The following is a 17,115-nucleotide window of genomic DNA, read 5'->3' on the forward strand; positions in this document are numbered from 1 at the left end:
GACTTCGCACAGCCCTGCACCAGGAGAAAGCGCTTCCCGTACGACGTACCGAACCGATCGGAGAACAGTCATGGCCCAAGCCGCAGCCGTGGCGAAACCGCCCGCGCCACCCCGGCGGCGCCGTGCCTCCGCCGCCCCGCGCAGGCTGCCCTACCTGCTGATCGCACCGGCGGCCCTGCTCATGCTGGGCTTCATCGCCTATCCGGTGATCAGCGTCTTCTACTACAGCCTGCAGAACTACAACCCGACCAAGCCGTGGCGCAACGGCTACGCGGGCTTCGACAACTTCACGAAGATCTTCACCGACGACCCGGCCTTCTGGGACACGCTGGCCTTCAGCGCCAAGTGGGTCTTCGTCGAGGTCGGCCTCCAGCTGCTGTTCGGTCTCGCGCTGGCGCTCATCGTCAACCAGACCTTCGTCGGGCGGGCGCTCGGCCGTGCCATGGTCTTCTCGCCGTGGGCCGTCTCCGGTGTGCTGACCTCCGCGATCTGGGTGCTGCTCTACAACTCCCAGACCGGGATCACCCGTTACCTCGCCGACCTGGGCATCGGTTCGTACGGCACGAGCTGGCTGTCGGACACCTCGACCGTGTTCCCGGCGGCGATCGTCGCCGACCTGTGGCGCGGGGTGCCCTTCTTCGCGATCCTCATCCTCGCCGACCTCCAGTCCGTGTCGAAGGACCTGTACGAGGCCGCCGAGGTCGACGGGGCAAGCCGCCTCAAGCAGTTCTGGCACATCACGCTGCCGCACCTGAAGGACGCGATCGTGCTGTCCACGCTTTTGCGCGCGGTCTGGGAGTTCAACAACGTCGACCTGCTCTACACCCTCACCGGCGGCGGCCCCGCCGGCGAGACGACGACCCTGCCGCTCTACATCGCCAACACCAGCGTGGACGCCCACAACTTCGGCTATGCGTCCGCCCTGACGACGGTGGCGTTCGTGATCCTTCTCTTCTGCTCGATGGTCTATCTGCGCCTGAGCAAGTTCGGAGGCGAGAAGTGAGCATCAAGGAAGCCACCCCGGTCGTGCCCGAGGTCCGTACGTCCCCGCCGCCGGTCCGCCCCAAGGCCGGCCAGCGCGCCTGGGACGACGTGCCCCGCTGGCAGATCTACCTCCCGCTGTCGGTCTACCTGCTCTTCACCCTCATCCCGTTCTACTGGATCCTGCTCTTCGCGCTCCGCCCGACCGGGTCGACCTCACTCGTGCCCTGGCCCATGACCCTCGACCACTTCGAGAAGGTGTGGACGGAGCGTGAGTTCGGCACCTACTTCCAGAACAGCGTCCTCGTCGGTGTCGCCACCCTGGTCCTGACGACCCTGGTCGCGCTGGCCGGCGGCTACGCCCTCGCGCGGTTCGACTTCAGGATCAAGCGGGCGTTCATGCTGGGTCTGCTGTGCTCCCAGTTCGTGCCGGGCGCACTGCTGCTGGTGCCGTTGTTCGAGATCTTCGCCAAGATCCAGATGATCAACTCGCTGGGCAGTGTGATCATCGCCGAGACGGTCTTCCAGCTGCCGCTGTCGATCATCCTGATCAGCAACTTCATCAAGAACGTGCCCCCTTCCCTGGAAGAGGCGGCCTGGGTGGACGGCTGCAACCGCCTCACCGCGTTCCGGATCGTCGTACTGCCCCTGCTGCGGCCCGGTCTGATCGCCGTCGGCTCCTTCGCCTTCGTGCACTCCTGGAACCACTTCCTGTTCGCCCTGATGTTCCTCAACAACCCCGAGAAACAGACCATCCCGGTCGGTCTCAACACCCTGATGGGCGCGGACAGCGTCGACCTCGGCGCGCTCGCCGCGGGCGGCATCATCGCGGCCGTACCCGTGGTCCTCGTCTTCGCCTTCATCCAGAAGTGGCTGATCACGGGCTTCAGCGCGGGGGCGGTGAAGGGCTGATGAGGGTTCGTGTCACCGACCGTCCGAGCCGCGCCGACCACACCACGGACGGCTACGGCCTCGACCGCGCGCCTACCCTGCACACAAAGATCGACAGCGCCGTGACGGCCGGCCGACGGGTGGCGCGCGGCGCGGGCGCAGGGAGGCTTCCATGAGCACCGCAGACATCGTTCTGGCGGGCGCGCGCGGCCACGGCCGCTGGCACCTGGAGAACATCCGCCGGCTCCAGGACAAGGGGATCGTGCGGCTCGCGGGCATCTGCGAGCTGACCCCGCTGGAGGCCGCGGAGCTCCCGGAGGGGCTCGGCACGCCCGAGCAGTCCGCCGACCTCGGTGCCCTGCTCGACGCCACGGGCGCCCGGATCGCGGTGATCTGCACGCCGATCCCGACCCACACGGACCTGGCGCTGGAAGCGGCTCGGCGTGGTGCGCACATCCTGCTGGAGAAGCCGCCGGCGCCGTCGTACGCGGAGTTCCGGCGGATGGCCGACGGGGTCGCCGCGGCCGGGGTCGTCTGCCAGATCGGCTTCCAGTCGCTGGGTTCGCACGCCGTGCCCGCGATCCGGCGGCTGATCGCCGAGGGGGCGATCGGGGAGATCTCCGGGATCGGCGGCGCGGGCGCCTGGGCCCGCCCGGAGTCCTACTACCGGCGGGCCCCCTGGGCCGGCAAGCGGCGCCTGCACGGCGTCGACGTCATCGACGGCGCGCTCACCAACCCGCTCGCGCACGCCGTCGCCACCGGGCTCGCCCTGAGCGGCTCCACACGCGCCGAGGACGTCACCGGCATCCGCACCGAGCTGTTGCGCGCCAACGACATCGAGTCCGACGACACCTCGTGCGTCCGCGTCACCACGGCACAGGGCCGCCCCGTCACCGTCGCGGCGACGCTGTGCGCCGAGCACCCGGGCGACCCGTACGTCCTCGTGCACGGCAGCCGCGGCCGCATCACGTTCTGGTACAAGCAGGCCCGCGTCCTGCTCCAGCGCGCGGGCCACGGCCCCGAGGAGTTCGAGTACGGCAGCACCGACCTGCTGGAGAACCTCGTCGACCACCTCACCGACGGCACCGACCTGCTGGTCCCGCCGGACGAGACCGGTGCCTTCATGAAGGTCGTCGAAGCCATCCGCACCGCCCCCGACCCGGCCCCGCTGCCCCGCGACGCCTGGCACCTCGTGGACGACCGCCGGGTCGTCCCCGGCGTCGACGGACTGGTCGCGGCCTCCGCCGACACCCTCGCCCTGTTCTCCGAGCTGGGCGTCCCCTGGGCGCCACCGAGAGAGGTGAGCACCTGATGACGCCCCATGACACCCCGGTCCTGCGTGTGGCGGGCCGCCCGGTCGGCCGCTGTGTCACCCGGCCCGAGCTGCCCGCCCGGCTCTCGCCGCGCCCTTACCTCCACCCGGTCACCACCCTGGCCGGCACGGCTGTCACCGAGCTCAGCCCCGCCGACCACCCGCACCACCTCGGCGTCGGTGTCGCCGTTCCCGACGTCGAGGGGCACAACTTCTGGGGCGGCCGTACCTACGTCCGCGACCAGGGCCCCACCGAGCTCGACAACCACGGCGCCCAGCGGCACACCGCGTTCCAGCTGCGCGACCCGGACGGGTTCGTGGAGGAGCTGCGCTGGGTCGCCGCGGGCGGCGAGCTGCTGCGCGAGCGCCGGACCGTGGCGGCCGCCGAACTCACCGACACCGCCTGGGCGTTGGACTTCACGTTCGCGCTCACCAACGTCACCGACCGCCCGCTCTCGATCGGCAGCCCGGCCACCAACGGCCGCCCCGGAGCCGCGTACGGGGGATTCTTCTGGCGGGCCCGCAAGGAGGAGCGGGCGCCGGACGTCTTCACCGCCGACACCGAGGGAGAGTCCGAGGTGCACGGCCGGCGAGCCGACTGGCTCGCCCTCGTCGGCTCCACCTGGACGCTGGTCCTCGCCGGGGCCACCGAGCGGACCCGCCGCGACCCGTGGTTCGTGCGCACCGCCGAATACCCGGGCGTGGGCTCGTCGTTGGCGCACACCGAGCGGGTGCCGATCGCCGCCGGTGACACGCTCGTACGCCGGGTCGTCACCGTCGTCGCCGACGGCCGCCTCGACCGGCACGGCGCCGCCGCGCTCGTCCGCAAGGCGGTGAGCCGGTGACCGCGACCTACACCAACCCGATCCTCGACGCCGACTGGTCCGACCCGGACGTCGTCCGCGTCGGCGACGACTTCCACCTCACCGCCTCCAGCTTCGGCCGCGCCCCCGGCCTGCCGCTGCTGCACTCCCGCGACCTCGTCCACTGGACCCTGGTCGGCCACGCCCTCGAACGCCTGGAACCCGCAGCCGAGTTCAGGACTCCGCGGCACGACTGCGGCGTCTGGGCACCGTCCCTGAGGTACCACGACGAACGCTTCTGGATCTTCTGGGGCGACCCCGACCAGGGCATCTTCCAGATCAACGCCCCTGGGATCAGGGGCCCTTGGAGCCGCCCGCACCTCCTGAAGGAGGGCAAGGGCCTCATCGACGCCTGCCCCCTGTGGGACGAGGAGACCGGCGAGGCCTACCTCGTGCACGGCTGGGCCAAGTCCCGCTCCGGCGTCAAGAACCGCCTCACCGGCCACCGCATGCGTCCCGACGGCACCGAACTCCTCGACGAGGGCAAGGTGATCGTCGACGGCGACCGGATACCGGGGTGGTTCACCCTCGAAGGCCCCAAGCTCTACCGGCACGACGGCTGGTTCTGGATATTCGCCCCGGCCGGGGGAGTGGAGACCGGCTGGCAGGGCGCCTTCCGGTCGCGCGGGTTCTTCGGGCCGTACGAGGAGCGCATCGTCCTGGAGCAGAAGGACACCGACGTCAACGGCCCCCACCAGGGCGGCTGGGTCCGTACCCCGTCCGGTGAGGACTGGTTCCTGCACTTCCAGCAGCGCGGCGCCTACGGCAGGGTCGTCCACCTCCAGCCGATGCGCTGGGGCGCGGACGGCTGGCCGGTGATCGGGGACGAGGGCGCCCCCGTCGCCGTACACCGAAAGCCCGAACTGCCGCCGCAGCCGCCGGCCGCGCCCGCCACCGACGACGACTTCCCCGGCGGACGCTTCGGCCGCCAGTGGAGCTGGACCGCCAACCCAGAGGACGGCTGGGCCACCCAGCACTCCGCCGACGGCCTCCGGCTGACCTGCGTCCGCTCGGCCGACGCGCACGACCTGCGCAAACTGCCGAACGTCCTCACCCAGCGGCTGCCCGGCACGCCGTCCGCCGTCGAGGTCGACCTCCGCCTCGACAGTGAGGAGCCGGGCGCGCGGGCCGGGCTGGTGGTGCTCGGGGACGCGTTCGGCTGGATCGGCCTGGAGCGCGGCGCCGACGGCACGGTCCAGGTCGTGCACCGGTTCGCCGAGGGCAACGCCGAGCGCGAACGCGACGCCGACCGCCCGCGCTTCGCCCCCGAGGGGCGGGTACGGCTGCGGATCGAGATCGGCGCGGGCGCCCGCTGCCGCTTCCTCCACGACACCGGCGACGGCCCGCGCCCCTCGGGCCCCGTCTTCGCCGCCACCCCGTGGCGCTGGGTGGGCGCCCTGCTCGGCCTCGTGGCCCTCGCGCCCACCGGAGGCGGTCACGCGGGCGCGGCCGCTTTCACGCGGTTCAGGATCACCTCTCTGTAACGCACCTCCTACGCACGCCTCGATGACGCACCTCCGAGGCAAGCGCTTGCCGAGACCGGAAGGCCCGGTCGAAAAGAAGTGTCTGATTTAGAAGAAGAGAGCCGACCCATGAAGATCAGCATCCGCAGAAGCAGGCACGCCGCCGTGGCGGTCGCCCTGGGTTCCGTCCTCGCCCTGACCGTCACCGCCTGCGGTGACGACGGCAGTGGCACCGGCGGCGACAAGGGCGACGAAGGCAGCGGCAAGGGCAAGATCGTCTTCTGGGACAACAACGGTGGTGTCCGCACCGACGCCTGGAAGGCGATCATCGCCGACTTCGAGAAGGCCAACCCGGACATCGACGTCGAATACGTCGGCATCCCCGCCGCGGACTACCAGTCCAAGGTCGAGACCGCCATCCAGGGCGGCGGTCTGCCGGACGTCGGCGGAGTCGGCGCGGCGATGATCGCCAGCTTCTCCGCCCAGAAGGTGCTGGAGCCCGTCGACGACCGGCTCGCCACGTCCTCCCTCGACGGCAAGCTCAACAAGGACATGCTCACCTCGATGAAGGCGGCCGGCGGTGTCGACGACACGCTGTACTCCGTACCGACCTCCGCGAACAACGGCGTGCTCTACTACCGCACCGACCTGTTCAAGAAAGCGGGCCTGGACGAGCCGGCGACCTGGGACAAGTTCTACGAGGCCGCGGAGAAACTGACCAACGCCAAGAAGAACGAGTTCGGTTACACCATCCGCGGCGGCGCCGGCTCCATCGCCCAGGCGCTGGACGCGATGTACGGGCAGAGCGGCATCACGTCCTTCTGGGACGGGGACAAGACCACGGTCAACGACCCGAAGAACGTCGAGGCGCTGGAGAAGTACGCCGCGCTCTACAAGAAGGACACCCCGTCCGCCGACCTCAACAACGACTTCACCAAGATGGTCGCCCAGTGGGATTCCGGCACGATCGGAATGCTCAACCACAACCTCGGCTCCTACCAGGACCACGTGAAGTCGCTCGGCGTCGGGAAGTTCCGTGGCATTCCGCAACCGATCGGCCCTTCCGGCAAGCGCGTGCAGGTGTCCAACCCCGTCGACGGCATCGGTCTGTTCAAGAGCTCCAAGAACAAGGAAGCGGCCTGGAAGTTCATCGAGTTCGCGGTCTCGCACGCGGCGAACTCGAAGTTCAACGAGTCCGCGGGGCAGGTGCCGGCGAACACCGAGGCGGCCCAGGACGCGTGGATCTCGAAGGCCGAGCCCACGAAGCTGGCCGCCGGCGCGCTGACCGACGGGTCGACCACCATTGTCCAGCTGCCGTACTACCTGCCCGACTGGGGGACCATCTCCAAGGCCGACAACGAGCCGAACTTCCAGAAGGTGCTGCTCGGGAAGATGAGCGCGAAGGACTTCCTGGACACGCTGGCCGACCAGTTGAACGACGCCCAGGCGGAGTGGAATGCGCAGAAGGGCTGATCTTTTTCCGAAGCCCGGGTGGTTTTGGTTCGTGGGGGAGCGGGGTTCGTCGTGGCCGGTCGCGCCTGCGCGGCGGAGCCGCACATGGATACAGCCCCGCGCCCCCAGGGCAGAAAGGCACCGCATGTCCATCAGTCGCCGTCAGATCACTTCCGCGGCCCTCGCCGCCGTTCCCCTCGCTTTCGCGGCCACCGGTACCGCTCAGGCCGCCTCCCGTCATCGCACCGTCTGGATCGCCGGTGACTCCACCGCCGCCCAGAAATACGCCGACGCCGCTCCCGAGACCGGGTGGGGCATGGCACTTCCCTTCTTTCTGCACAAGGACCGGCCCGTCGCCAATCACGCGGTGAACGGGCGGAGTTCGAAGAGTTTCGTGGATGAGGGCCGGCTCGATGCGATCCTCGCGGCCATTCGGCCCGGAGACTTCCTCCTCGTCCAGTTCGGGCACAACGACGAGAAGTCCGCCGACCCGACCCGGTACACCGAACCCTGGACGACGTACCAGGACCATCTGCGGCTGTACATCGACGGCGCCCGCGCCCATGGTGCCCGGCCCGTGCTCGCCACCTCCGTCGAGCGGCGGAAGTTCGACGCGGCCGGCAACGCCCTGCCGACCCACGGCGACTACCCGGCGGCGATGCGGGCGCTGGCCCAGGAGGAGGGCGTGGCGCTGCTCGACATCCAGGCGCTGTCCCTCGCCCTGTGGCAGCGGCTCGGGGTCGAGGAGACCAAGACGTACTTCAACTGGACCGCGACCGAACAGGACAACACGCACTTCAACCCGCCGGGCGCGATCGCGGTGGCGCGGCTCGTGGTGCGGGAGCTGTTGCGGACCCGGGTGCTGCGTCCGCAGGACGTCCGCCGCCTGGACGACGAGATCCCCGTCTCCTGGATCACCTGGCCCGAGGCCACCGCGTAACCGTCCGGACCCACCGACCTGAAAAGAGAGCCGCACCATGAACACTCAGAAATGGCATGGGCATGTCATAGCGATCTCGATGGCGCGCGCCGCCGCCGTGGCCGGCTGCACCGCCCTCGTCCTCGCCGTGACCGGCCCCGGCGCCCAGGCGCAGGGACGGGACCTCGCGCGGCAGACCCTGCCGGCGGACGACGGCTGGGCCTCGTACGGCACCGGGACCACCGGCGGTGCCCAGGCCGACGCCGACCACGTCCACACCGTCTCCACCTGGGCCGAGTTCAAGGCCGCCCTCGCCGCCGACGGCGACGCGCCGAAGATCATCAAGGTCAGGGGGACCATCGACGCCGTCTCCGAGGGCTGTGACGCCTTCGCCGCCGAGGGGTACGACTTCGACGCCTACCTCGCCAAGTACGCGCCCGAGGTCTGGGGCCTCGACACCGACCTGTCGGGCGAGCCGGCCGGCAGTCCGGAAGGGCTGCGGGCGGCCTCCGCCGCCAACCAGAACAAGGTCATCAAGGCCGCCGTCCCCGCCAACACCACCATCGTCGGCATCGGCAGGAACGCGGGCTTCAAGGGCGCCAGCCTCCAGATCACCGGCGTCGACAACGTCATCGTCCGCAACCTGACCTTCGAGAGCCCGATCGACTGCTTCCCGCAGTGGGACCCCACCGACGGCGACAAGGGCAACTGGAACTCCGAGTACGACACCGCCGTCGTCTACGGCTCCACCCATGTGTGGATCGACCACAACACCTTCACCGACGGCTCCCACCCCGACAGCGCCGCGCCCACCTACTTCGGCATGCTCTACCAGCAGCACGACGGTGAGCTGGACATCGTCAAGGGGGCCGACTACGTCACCGCCTCCTGGAACGTCTTCGCCGACCACGACAAGACGATCCTCATCGGCAACAGCGACAGCGCCGCCACCACGGCGGTCGACCGGGGCCACCTGAAGGTGACGTTCCATCACAACCTGTTCTCGAACCTGGTCGAGCGCGCCCCGCGGGTCCGCTTCGGGCAGGTCGACTCGTACAACAACCACTTCGTGGCGAACGACCACTACGCCTACAGCTTCGGCATCGGCAAGGAGTCCCAACTCGTCGCCGAGCACAACGCGTTCACGCTGCCGGCGGGGATCAGCGCGGCCAAGGTGCTCAAGCGGTGGAACGTGTCGCCGCTGACCGCCGCCGACAACACCGTGAACGGGGTCGTCACCGATCTGATCGCGGTCCACAACGCCGGGATCCCGGCCGAGACCCTGGAGTCCGGCGCCGGCTGGACGCCCACCCTGCGCACCAAGGTCGACCCGGTCAAGGCGGTCCCGGCGCTCGTCGACCACCACGCGGGCGCCGGCAACGCCTGCTGACGCCTGCCCGGTGTGCGGGTGTCGGCGACAGCTGCTGATGCCCGCCCGGCGGACGCGTGTCGGCGGCAGCCGCTCGTGCCCGCCCGGCGGACGCGTGTCGGCGACAGCTGCTGATGCCCGCCCGGCGGACGCGTGTCGGCCGCGCCTGCCCGTGCCCGCCACCTGATCGGCCGGGGCGGACCGCGTCGTGCTCACACCCCGAGCGCGTCCGCCCCGGCACCCGCACGCGAGGAAACCCCTGCCGAGCCGCACTCCCAAGGAGCCCCCGCATGTCCTCGCCCCACCCTCAACTCCCCTTGTCCAGAAGGGGATTCCTGACGGCCGGCACCGGCGCGGCCGCCGCCCTCGCCCTCGCCCACACCCCGGCCCTCGCGGCCCCCCGGCCCTTCGGCCGCTTCGGCTCCCCGGTCAGGCGTCTGACCCCGGACACGCTCTACGTCGACACCCGGGGCCGCGGCGACCACACCACCGTCCAGGCCGCCGTCGACGCCACCGCCGGCAGCGGCTGGACCCTGGTCATAGCGCCGGGCGTCTACCGGGAGACCGTCAGCCTCGACGCCACCCGCACCGAGGCCACCTGGATCGGCGCCTCGGAGGATCCCCGGGACGTCGTCATCGTCCACGACCACGCGGCCGGCACCCCGAAGCCCGACGGCTCGGGAACGTACGGCACCACCGGCTCGGCCACCACCACCCTCAGGGCCGACGGTTTCACCGCCCGCTGGATCACCTTCGCCAACGACTGGCTGCGCGCCGACCACCCCGACATCACCGGCACCCAGGCCGTCGCCCTCAAGGTCATGGGCGACCGCTCCGCCTTCCACCACTGCCGCTTCCTCGGCCACCAGGACACCCTGTACGCCGACTCCCTCGCCCTGACCGCCTTCGCCCGCCAGTACTTCTCCCACTGCTACACCGAGGGCGACGTCGACTTCGTCTTCGGCCGGGCCACCGCGGTCTACGAGCACTGCCACTTCCGCACCCTGGACCGCACCGACCTGGCCGCGGCCCCGTACGGCTTCGTCTTCGCGCCCTCCACGGCCGGCGCCAACCCGCGCGGCTTCCTGGTCACGCGCAGCCGCATCAGCAGCGAGGCCCCGGACGCCGCCTACAAGCTGGCCCGCCCCTGGGTGCCGAGCTCCGACACCACCGCCCGGCCCAGCCTCACCGTGCGGAACACCCACCTCGGCGCGGGCATCGACGCGGTCGCGCCGTACACGAACATGTCCGCCTCCTACCCGTGGCAGAACCAGCGCTTCGCCGAGTACCGCAACTACGGTCCCGGTGCCGAGATCACCGTCCCCGAGAACAGCCCCCAACTCACTCACGAGCAGGCCGAGTCGGCGACCCGCGAGGCCTACCTCGGTGACTGGCGGCCGTGGCAGGAGGTGTGCTGACATGCGCCGACGCACCCTGCTGACGGGCCTGACGGCGAGCTTCCTGGCCGTGGGCCCCGCGGACGCCCTCGCCACCGGCCGCCGTGTCCTGCACGTCCGGCCCGGCGACTCCGTCCAGGCCGCCGTGGACGCGGTGGCCGGGCCCGGCTGGACGGTCCTCGTGCACCCGGGGACGTATCGCGAGGTCGTCAACGTGCCTGCCGACAAGGCCGAGTTGACGATCCGCGGCGCTTCCCGCGACCCGCGCGACACCGTCATCGTGTACGACAACGCCAACGGCACGAAGAAGCCCGACGGGACGACCTACGGCACCGCGGGCTCCGCCACCTTCACTTCGGCGGCCCCCGGCCTGACCGTCCGCGACCTCACCCTCGCCAACGACTGGCTGCGCGCCGACCACCCCGAGATCACCGGCACCCAGGCGGTGGCGGCCTGCACCTACGGCGACCGCACCCACTTCGAGAACGTCCGGCTCCTCGCCCACCAGGACACCCTCTTCGTCGAGACGACCGCGCTGACCTCCTTCGACCGGCAGTACTTCCACCGCTGCCACCTCGAAGGCGACGTCGACTTCGTCTTCGGCCGCGCCACCGCCGTCTTCGACGACTGCCACTTCCACACCCTGCAACGGGACGTCACCTTCACCCCGAAGGGCATGGTCTTCGCCCCCTCCACCGCCCGCGCCAACCCGTACGGCATCCTCGCCGTCCGCTCCCGCATCACCTCCGGGGCCGAGAACGCGGCGTACAAGCTCGCGCGACCCTGGGTGCCGTCGTACGAGACGACCGCCTGGCCGTCCCTCGTCGTCCGGGGCACCCGCATCGGACCCGGCATCGACCCGGTCGCCCCGTACACCGACATGCGGGAGCAGTACCCCTGGCAGACCATGCGCTTCCGGGAGTACCGCAACTCCGGCCCGGGCGCGCTGATCACGGTCCCGGAGAACAGGCCCCAACTCACCGCCGAGGAAGCCTCGGTGCACACCAGGGCGACCTACCTCGGCGACTGGAGGCCGTACGGCCGCTCCTGAGAGAAAACCCCTTCCCCCACCGCACGACGAAAGGACCCGCACCCCATGTCTCGTCGTACCGCCCTCCTCGCGACGGCCGCCCTCGCCCTCGGCTCCGGCATCGCCGTCCTCCCCGCCCAGGCACAGGCCGCGACGGTCGTCGTCGCCAACTCCACCGACCTGTCCAACGCCCTTAAGAACGCCACCGCCGGCACCGTCATCCAGGTCCGTGGCGGCACCTACCACCCGACCACCACCCTCCAGTCCACGGCCAACGGCACGGCGTCGAGCCCGATCCAGCTCACCGCGTACGGCAGCGAGACCGTGAAGATCGACGGGTCCTCGCTGCCGTCCGGCTCCTGGATCCTCAAGCTCACCGCGGACTACTGGAACGTCTCGAACATCACCTTCCAGAACTCCCCGGACAGCGCGGTCGTCTGCCAGTCCTGCACCGGCACCAACTGGAACAACATCAAGACCATCAACGGCGGCGACTCCGGCTTCACGCTCACCGGTGACGGCACCGTGAACAACACCGTCAGGAACATCGACTCCTACGGCAACTACGACGCCGCGAACCACGGCGAGAACGCCGACGGGGTCGCCGTGAAGTTCGGCTCGGGCACCGGCAACCTGATCACCGGCGCCCGTCTCTACAACAACAGCGACGACGGCATCGACTTCTGGTCCTTCTCCTCGCCCGTCACCATCGAGCACACCTGGTCCTTCGGCAACGGCGTCAACCGCTGGTCCGACTCCGCGTTCGTCGGCGACGGCAACGGCTACAAGCTGGGCGGCGACGGCGAGGTCGTCGCGCACGTCGTCAACAACTCGGCCGCGTGGGGCAACGCCGGCAACGGCTTCACCGAGAACTCCAACACCGGCGCGATCGTCATCAACCGCACCACCGCCTACGCCAACGGCAAGTGGGGCTACTACTTCGCCACCGGCTCCGCCAAACTCGGCAAGAACCTCGCGGTCGGCAACGGCAGCGGCCTGGTCACCAAGGGCTCCTCCGTCACCTCGGCCGGCAACAACTGGGACTCCGGGATCCCGACCCCGTCCTTCCGCTCGACGGACGCGTCGACGACGTACAACGCCCGCAGCTCTAGCGGCACCCTGCCCGCGACGACGTTCCTCACGACCGGCTCGACGACCATCGGCGCCACCATGAACTGACGGCCCTTGCCCACGACCGGGGCGCTTGACCCGTTTTTTGCCTGTGCAGGAGGTATCGATCGGGCAACGGGTCTCGCGCCCGCCGCGGTGACGCGCGTAGAACTCTGTCATGCATAAGCCACTGCGTATCGCGGCCATCGCCGCCGCGTGTGCCGTCGCCGGCGCCGGCCTCTACGGCGCCGGTGCGGCCACCGCCGGCCAGTCGACGGCGAACAGCACCCACGAGCCCTACAACATCGGGCTCCTGGTCAAGGACATCGACACCTACTACGGCACCACGCCGGACGCGAGCGGTGTCTACCAGGCGTCCCCGGACAGTCAGTACGCCAAGGACCTCGCGGTCCTCGACAAGGCCGCCCGCAAGTACATAGACCAGGCGGCCCGCAAGGCCCACCACAAGGGCGAGAAGCCCGCGGTCGTCTTCGACATCGACGACACGCTGCTGCTCAGCCTCGACTACGAGAAGCGCTACAACTACACGTACAACTCGGCCACTTGGGCCGACTACGTGAACAAGGCCGACCGCCCGGGTGTCTTCGGCAGCGCCGAGCTGGTCCAGTACGCCGAGTCCAAGGGCGTCGAGGTCTTCTACAACTCCGGTCTGAGCGAGGCGCAGCGCGACGCCGCCGTCGCGAACCTGAAGAAGATCGGCGCCGATGTGAACCTCGACGCCGACCACATGTTCCTCAAGGACAAGGCGAACCCGCCGGCCTACCTGAGCGCCTGCGCCACGCCGGGCACCTGGACCTGCACGACCGTCCAGTACAAGGGCGGCACCCGCAAGCACATCGAGGACGACCTCGGGTACGAGATCATCGCCAACTTCGGCGACCAGTACTCGGACCTGGACGGCGGCTACGCCGACCGCACCTACAAGCTGCCGAACCCGACGTACTTCGTCAGCTAGTCCCTCGATCGGAAACGCCCCCGTCAGTCGTCACTGACGGGGGCGTCCTCGTCGCCGGCCGAGGGGGGCTCTGCCGGCGGCTGCTGACCGAGGGGGGCTCAGGTCAGCAGGTCTGTGTACTGTTTTTGACGTTGAAAGCGACCGGATGGTTGTTCTCTCTGCACGAATCAGATGATCCTTGCGTCTCCTGGTCGCCGCGGATGGCGAAAAGGTTGCCGCGTGTTCGGATTTTTTCCTGAACCCCCCTGCACGGGGCCTACGAGTCGCCGTCGTCCGCCGTGAAGCCGCCCTGCACCGCGAGCTGTTCGCCGCCCGCCGCGCCGGTCGCCGTGTAGCGGTCGCCGGCCGCGTTCCGGCCGCCGCGCTCGTGGTTGTACTGGCCCGCGAACACCCACTCGCCCGCGGGGACCCTGCGGCCCTCCTTGAGCGTCCAGTTGTATACGAGGAAGCCGTCCTTGTCCTCGATGGTGAGGGTGAAGTCGTCCTCCGGCAGTGAGCGCCAGGCGCCCGTCGAGGCCACCCCGCCGGTCTGCGCGATCTTCAACCGCACGGTGAGCGCGGTCAGCTCCTCGGAGGTCTTCAGGGTGAGGTTGCTCTGCGCCCAGAAGTCGTTGCTGTGCGGGTCGACCGAACCGTCCGACCGCAGAGGGCCGTCCACCTCGCCGGGAGCGGTGACCGGCGGCGTCGCGGTGGCGGTCGCGGAGGGCGCCTTCGCGGAGGGGGTGGCGCGCGGCTTCTCGGTCCTCGGCGTCTCGCCCGGCTGCGGGGCCGACGGATGGATCGGTGCCCGGCTGATCGCGTCCGGGGACGGTTCGGCCGTCGCCGTGGTCGCGACCGTCTGCTCCGGGGCGTCGTCCTTCACGGCCGAGGCGACCGCGTAGCCGCCGAGGCCGAGCACACAGGCCACCGCGGCCGTCGCGGAGACCACCCGCACCCAGCCGAACACCGGCGGCCGGGTCACCCGGTGGTCGGGGCGCGTCTGTTCGGCCATGCCGCGCTCGAGCCGTGCCAGGATGCGGGCCCGGTCAGGCTCGTGCTGCCCGGCGGCCTCGTGCAGCCGGGCGCGCACCTCGTCAGGCACGTCCTGCCGCCTCATCGGTTCCGTCCTGCGTTCTCGCCGCCGCGCGCCATCGCCACGTGCACCTTCCGGGGTACGCCCGCGGAGCCGAGCAGCCGCTGGAGCTCGGCCATGCCCTTGGACGTCTGGGACTTGACCGTACCCACGGTAATACCGAGGGCGAGAGCGGTGTCCTTCTCCGACAGGTCGAACGCGTGCCGGAGCACCACACAGGCCCGTTTGCGGAACGGGAGCCGGCGCAACGCGTCCTGGACGTCCACGATTCCCGCTATGTCCGGGTTCTCGGTCTGTTCCTCGCGCTGCGACCAGAACAGGGCGATCCGCCGCCGCTCCCGTACGGTGCTGCGGATGCGGGTGCGGGCCAGATTGGCGACGACGCCACGGGCGTAGGCCACCGGCTGGTCGGCGGCGCGCACCCGGTCCCAGCGGTGCCAGAGCGCGAGCAGCGCGTCCGCCGCCAGGTCGTCGGCGGCGTCCGATTCCCCGGTCAGCAGATGCGCGAGACGCGACAGTTCGGCGTAGTGGCGTTCGAAGAAGGCATGGAACTCCGCGGAGGCCGCGTCGTCGAGGACCGTGCCCACGGGCGGAACCTCCCTGTGCCTGCCGGGTGAAGGACGTGTGATCATCCGGAGGTGCCCGGATGAGATCCGGAAGCGTAGCAGTGGTCAACAGCCTGGTTCGTGCGGGGCTTCGAACACGGTCTGGCGGGTCGGCCCCGATTCCGTAACACGGGGAAAACCTGAAACGGGTTCAACGCGGGAACAATCCAGCAGGCATCCGCGCACCGTTCATTCAGGCAACAAGGAGCACAGCCATGTCCGAGACCAAGAAGGCGGCCGACCGGCCAACCGCCCCACCACAGGCGGCGAACGGCGTCGACCGGTACTTCAGGATCTCCGAGCGGGGGTCCACCTTCGGCCGGGAGATACGCGGCGGTTTCGCCACGTTCTTCACGATGGCCTACATCCTTGTCCTGAACCCCATCATCCTGGGCAGCGCGCAGGACAAGTTCGGCCACCATCTCGACGCCGTCCAACTCACCACCGCCACCGCCCTGGTGGCCGCGGTGATGACGATCATCATGGGCGTCGGCGGCAACCTGCCGCTCGCGCTCGCCGCCGGACTCGGGCTGAACGCGGTCGTCGCCTTCCAGATCGCCCCGCTGATGAGCTGGGACGACGCGATGGGCCTGGTCGTCCTGGAGGGCCTGCTCATCTGTGTGCTGGTGGTGACCGGGCTGCGTGAGGCGGTGATGCACGCGATCCCGCAGCCGCTCAAGCAGGCGATCAGCGTCGGCATCGGCCTCTTCATCGCGTTCATCGGCTTCGTCGACGCCGGGTTCGTCAGCCGCATCCCGGACGCCGCGAACACCACGGTCCCGGTGCAGCTGGGCGGTACCGGCTCGCTCACCGGGTGGCCGATCCTGGTCTTCTGCCTCGGCGTGCTGCTGACCATCGGGTTGCTCGCCCGCAAGGTCAAGGGCGCGATCCTCATCAGCATCGTGACGATGACGATCCTCGCGATGATCATCAACTCGGCCGCGGACGTGAAGAGCTGGGGGCTGACCACGCCGGAGTGGCCCGACAAGCTGGTCGACACCCCCGACTTCGGACTGATCGGCCACTTCAGCCTGTTCGGCGCGTTCGACGCGGCGGGGGTCGGCATCGTCACCGTCGTTCTGCTGATCTTCACCCTCGTGCTGTCCGACTTCTTCGACACCATGGGCACGGTCGTCGGCATCAGCGCCGAGGCGGGGCTGCTGGACGAGGAGGGCAAGGTCCCGAACCTCGGCCGCGTGCTGCTCATCGACGGGGCGGCGGCGGTCGCGGGCGGCGCGGCGTCCTCGTCCTCCGCGACCTCCTACATCGAGTCGGCGGCGGGCGTGGGAGAGGGCTCGCGCACCGGCTTCTCGAACCTGGTCACCGGCGGGCTGTTCGGGCTCGCGCTGTTCCTGACCCCGCTGCTGACCATCGTGCCGCTCCAGGCCGCCGCGCCCGCGCTGGTCGCCGTCGGGTTCCTGATGATGACCCAGGTCAAGAACATCGACTGGGACAAGTACGACATCGCGATCCCGGCGTTCCTGACGATCGCGGTGATGCCGTTCACGTACTCGATCACCAACGGCATCGGCGCCGGGTTCCTGGCGTACGTGGTGATCAAGGTGGTGCTCGGGAAGGCGAAGGAGATCCACTGGCTGCTGTGGGGGGTTTCGGCGCTGTTCCTGGTGTACTTCGCCATCGACCCGATCGAGCAGCTGCTCGGCGCCAAGTAACG

The 17,115-nt window shown here is 69.9% G+C and carries 15 protein-coding genes; 13 read left to right on the plus strand and 2 right to left on the minus strand.

Annotated features, from left to right (window positions below; translation table 11 throughout):
• The first annotated feature begins 70 nt into the window (after positions 1–70).
• The 12 genes from ACFUO4_RS17750 (at position 71) to ACFUO4_RS17805 (ending at position 13,763) form a co-directional block, all read left to right on the plus strand.
• On the plus strand, positions 71–1,003 hold the full coding sequence (locus ACFUO4_RS17750) for a carbohydrate ABC transporter permease (protein ID WP_383485347.1): 933 nt from the start codon (positions 71–73) through the stop codon (positions 1,001–1,003).
• On the plus strand, positions 1,000–1,893 hold the full coding sequence (locus ACFUO4_RS17755) for a carbohydrate ABC transporter permease (protein WP_079308257.1): 894 nt from the start codon (positions 1,000–1,002) through the stop codon (positions 1,891–1,893). The genes ACFUO4_RS17750 and ACFUO4_RS17755 overlap by 4 nt, the downstream gene beginning before the upstream one ends.
• A gap of 151 nt (positions 1,894–2,044) precedes the next feature.
• The gene (locus tag ACFUO4_RS17760) at positions 2,045–3,184 is read left to right on the plus strand and encodes a Gfo/Idh/MocA family protein (RefSeq protein WP_383485351.1); all 1,140 of its coding nucleotides are present in this window, start codon (positions 2,045–2,047) and stop codon (positions 3,182–3,184) included.
• Positions 3,184–4,029 carry a PmoA family protein gene (locus ACFUO4_RS17765; RefSeq protein ID WP_383485355.1) on the plus strand — a complete coding sequence of 282 codons (846 nt, stop codon included), beginning with the start codon at positions 3,184–3,186 and terminating at the stop codon, positions 4,027–4,029. Before ACFUO4_RS17760 ends, ACFUO4_RS17765 begins: the two co-directional genes overlap by 1 nt.
• Positions 4,026–5,531, plus strand: coding sequence for a family 43 glycosylhydrolase (locus tag ACFUO4_RS17770; RefSeq protein ID WP_383485358.1), 1,506 nt, complete (start codon positions 4,026–4,028; stop codon positions 5,529–5,531). Before ACFUO4_RS17765 ends, ACFUO4_RS17770 begins: the two co-directional genes overlap by 4 nt.
• A gap of 108 nt (positions 5,532–5,639) precedes the next feature.
• Positions 5,640–6,983 carry an ABC transporter substrate-binding protein gene (locus tag ACFUO4_RS17775; RefSeq protein WP_383485361.1) on the plus strand — a complete coding sequence of 448 codons (1,344 nt, stop codon included), beginning with the start codon at positions 5,640–5,642 and terminating at the stop codon, positions 6,981–6,983.
• Positions 6,984–7,107: 124 nt separating this feature from the next.
• Positions 7,108–7,902, plus strand: coding sequence for a rhamnogalacturonan acetylesterase (locus tag ACFUO4_RS17780; RefSeq protein WP_383485364.1), 795 nt, complete (start codon positions 7,108–7,110; stop codon positions 7,900–7,902).
• A 37-nt stretch (positions 7,903–7,939) separates the two neighbouring features.
• On the plus strand, positions 7,940–9,271 hold the full coding sequence (locus ACFUO4_RS17785; protein WP_383485367.1) for a polysaccharide lyase family 1 protein: 1,332 nt from the start codon (positions 7,940–7,942) through the stop codon (positions 9,269–9,271).
• Between the two features lie 269 nt (positions 9,272–9,540).
• Positions 9,541–10,668 carry a pectinesterase family protein gene (locus ACFUO4_RS17790; protein ID WP_383485370.1) on the plus strand — a complete coding sequence of 376 codons (1,128 nt, stop codon included), beginning with the start codon at positions 9,541–9,543 and terminating at the stop codon, positions 10,666–10,668.
• A 1-nt stretch (position 10,669) separates the two neighbouring features.
• The gene (locus ACFUO4_RS17795) at positions 10,670–11,698 is read left to right on the plus strand and encodes a pectinesterase family protein (protein ID WP_383485373.1); all 1,029 of its coding nucleotides are present in this window, start codon (positions 10,670–10,672) and stop codon (positions 11,696–11,698) included.
• Positions 11,699–11,743: 45 nt separating this feature from the next.
• Positions 11,744–12,856, plus strand: a complete 1,113-nt coding sequence (locus ACFUO4_RS17800; RefSeq protein WP_383485376.1) for a chondroitinase-B domain-containing protein — start codon at positions 11,744–11,746, stop codon at positions 12,854–12,856.
• Positions 12,857–12,965: 109 nt separating this feature from the next.
• The gene (locus ACFUO4_RS17805; protein ID WP_383485380.1) at positions 12,966–13,763 is read left to right on the plus strand and encodes an HAD family acid phosphatase; all 798 of its coding nucleotides are present in this window, start codon (positions 12,966–12,968) and stop codon (positions 13,761–13,763) included.
• Positions 13,764–14,019: 256 nt separating this feature from the next.
• Here the strand turns inward: ACFUO4_RS17805 and ACFUO4_RS17810 are convergent, their stop codons facing one another.
• Both ACFUO4_RS17810 and ACFUO4_RS17815 read right to left on the minus strand, forming a co-directional pair.
• The gene (locus ACFUO4_RS17810; protein WP_383485383.1) at positions 14,020–14,859 is read right to left on the minus strand and encodes a hypothetical protein; all 840 of its coding nucleotides are present in this window, start codon (positions 14,857–14,859) and stop codon (positions 14,020–14,022) included.
• Positions 14,856–15,422, minus strand: coding sequence for a SigE family RNA polymerase sigma factor (locus ACFUO4_RS17815; protein WP_079308247.1), 567 nt, complete (start codon positions 15,420–15,422; stop codon positions 14,856–14,858). Before ACFUO4_RS17815 ends, ACFUO4_RS17810 begins: the two co-directional genes overlap by 4 nt.
• 233 nt (positions 15,423–15,655) lie before the next feature.
• Between ACFUO4_RS17815 and ACFUO4_RS17820 the strand changes: the two genes are divergently transcribed.
• Entirely contained in the window at positions 15,656–17,113 is a 1,458-nt protein-coding gene (locus ACFUO4_RS17820; protein ID WP_079308246.1) for an NCS2 family permease, read from the plus strand.
• Positions 17,114–17,115: the final 2 nt, after the last annotated feature.

This window comes from Streptomyces sp. NPDC057280 (genome assembly GCF_042668605.1).
Classification (GTDB): Bacteria; Actinomycetota; Actinomycetes; order Streptomycetales; family Streptomycetaceae; genus Streptomyces.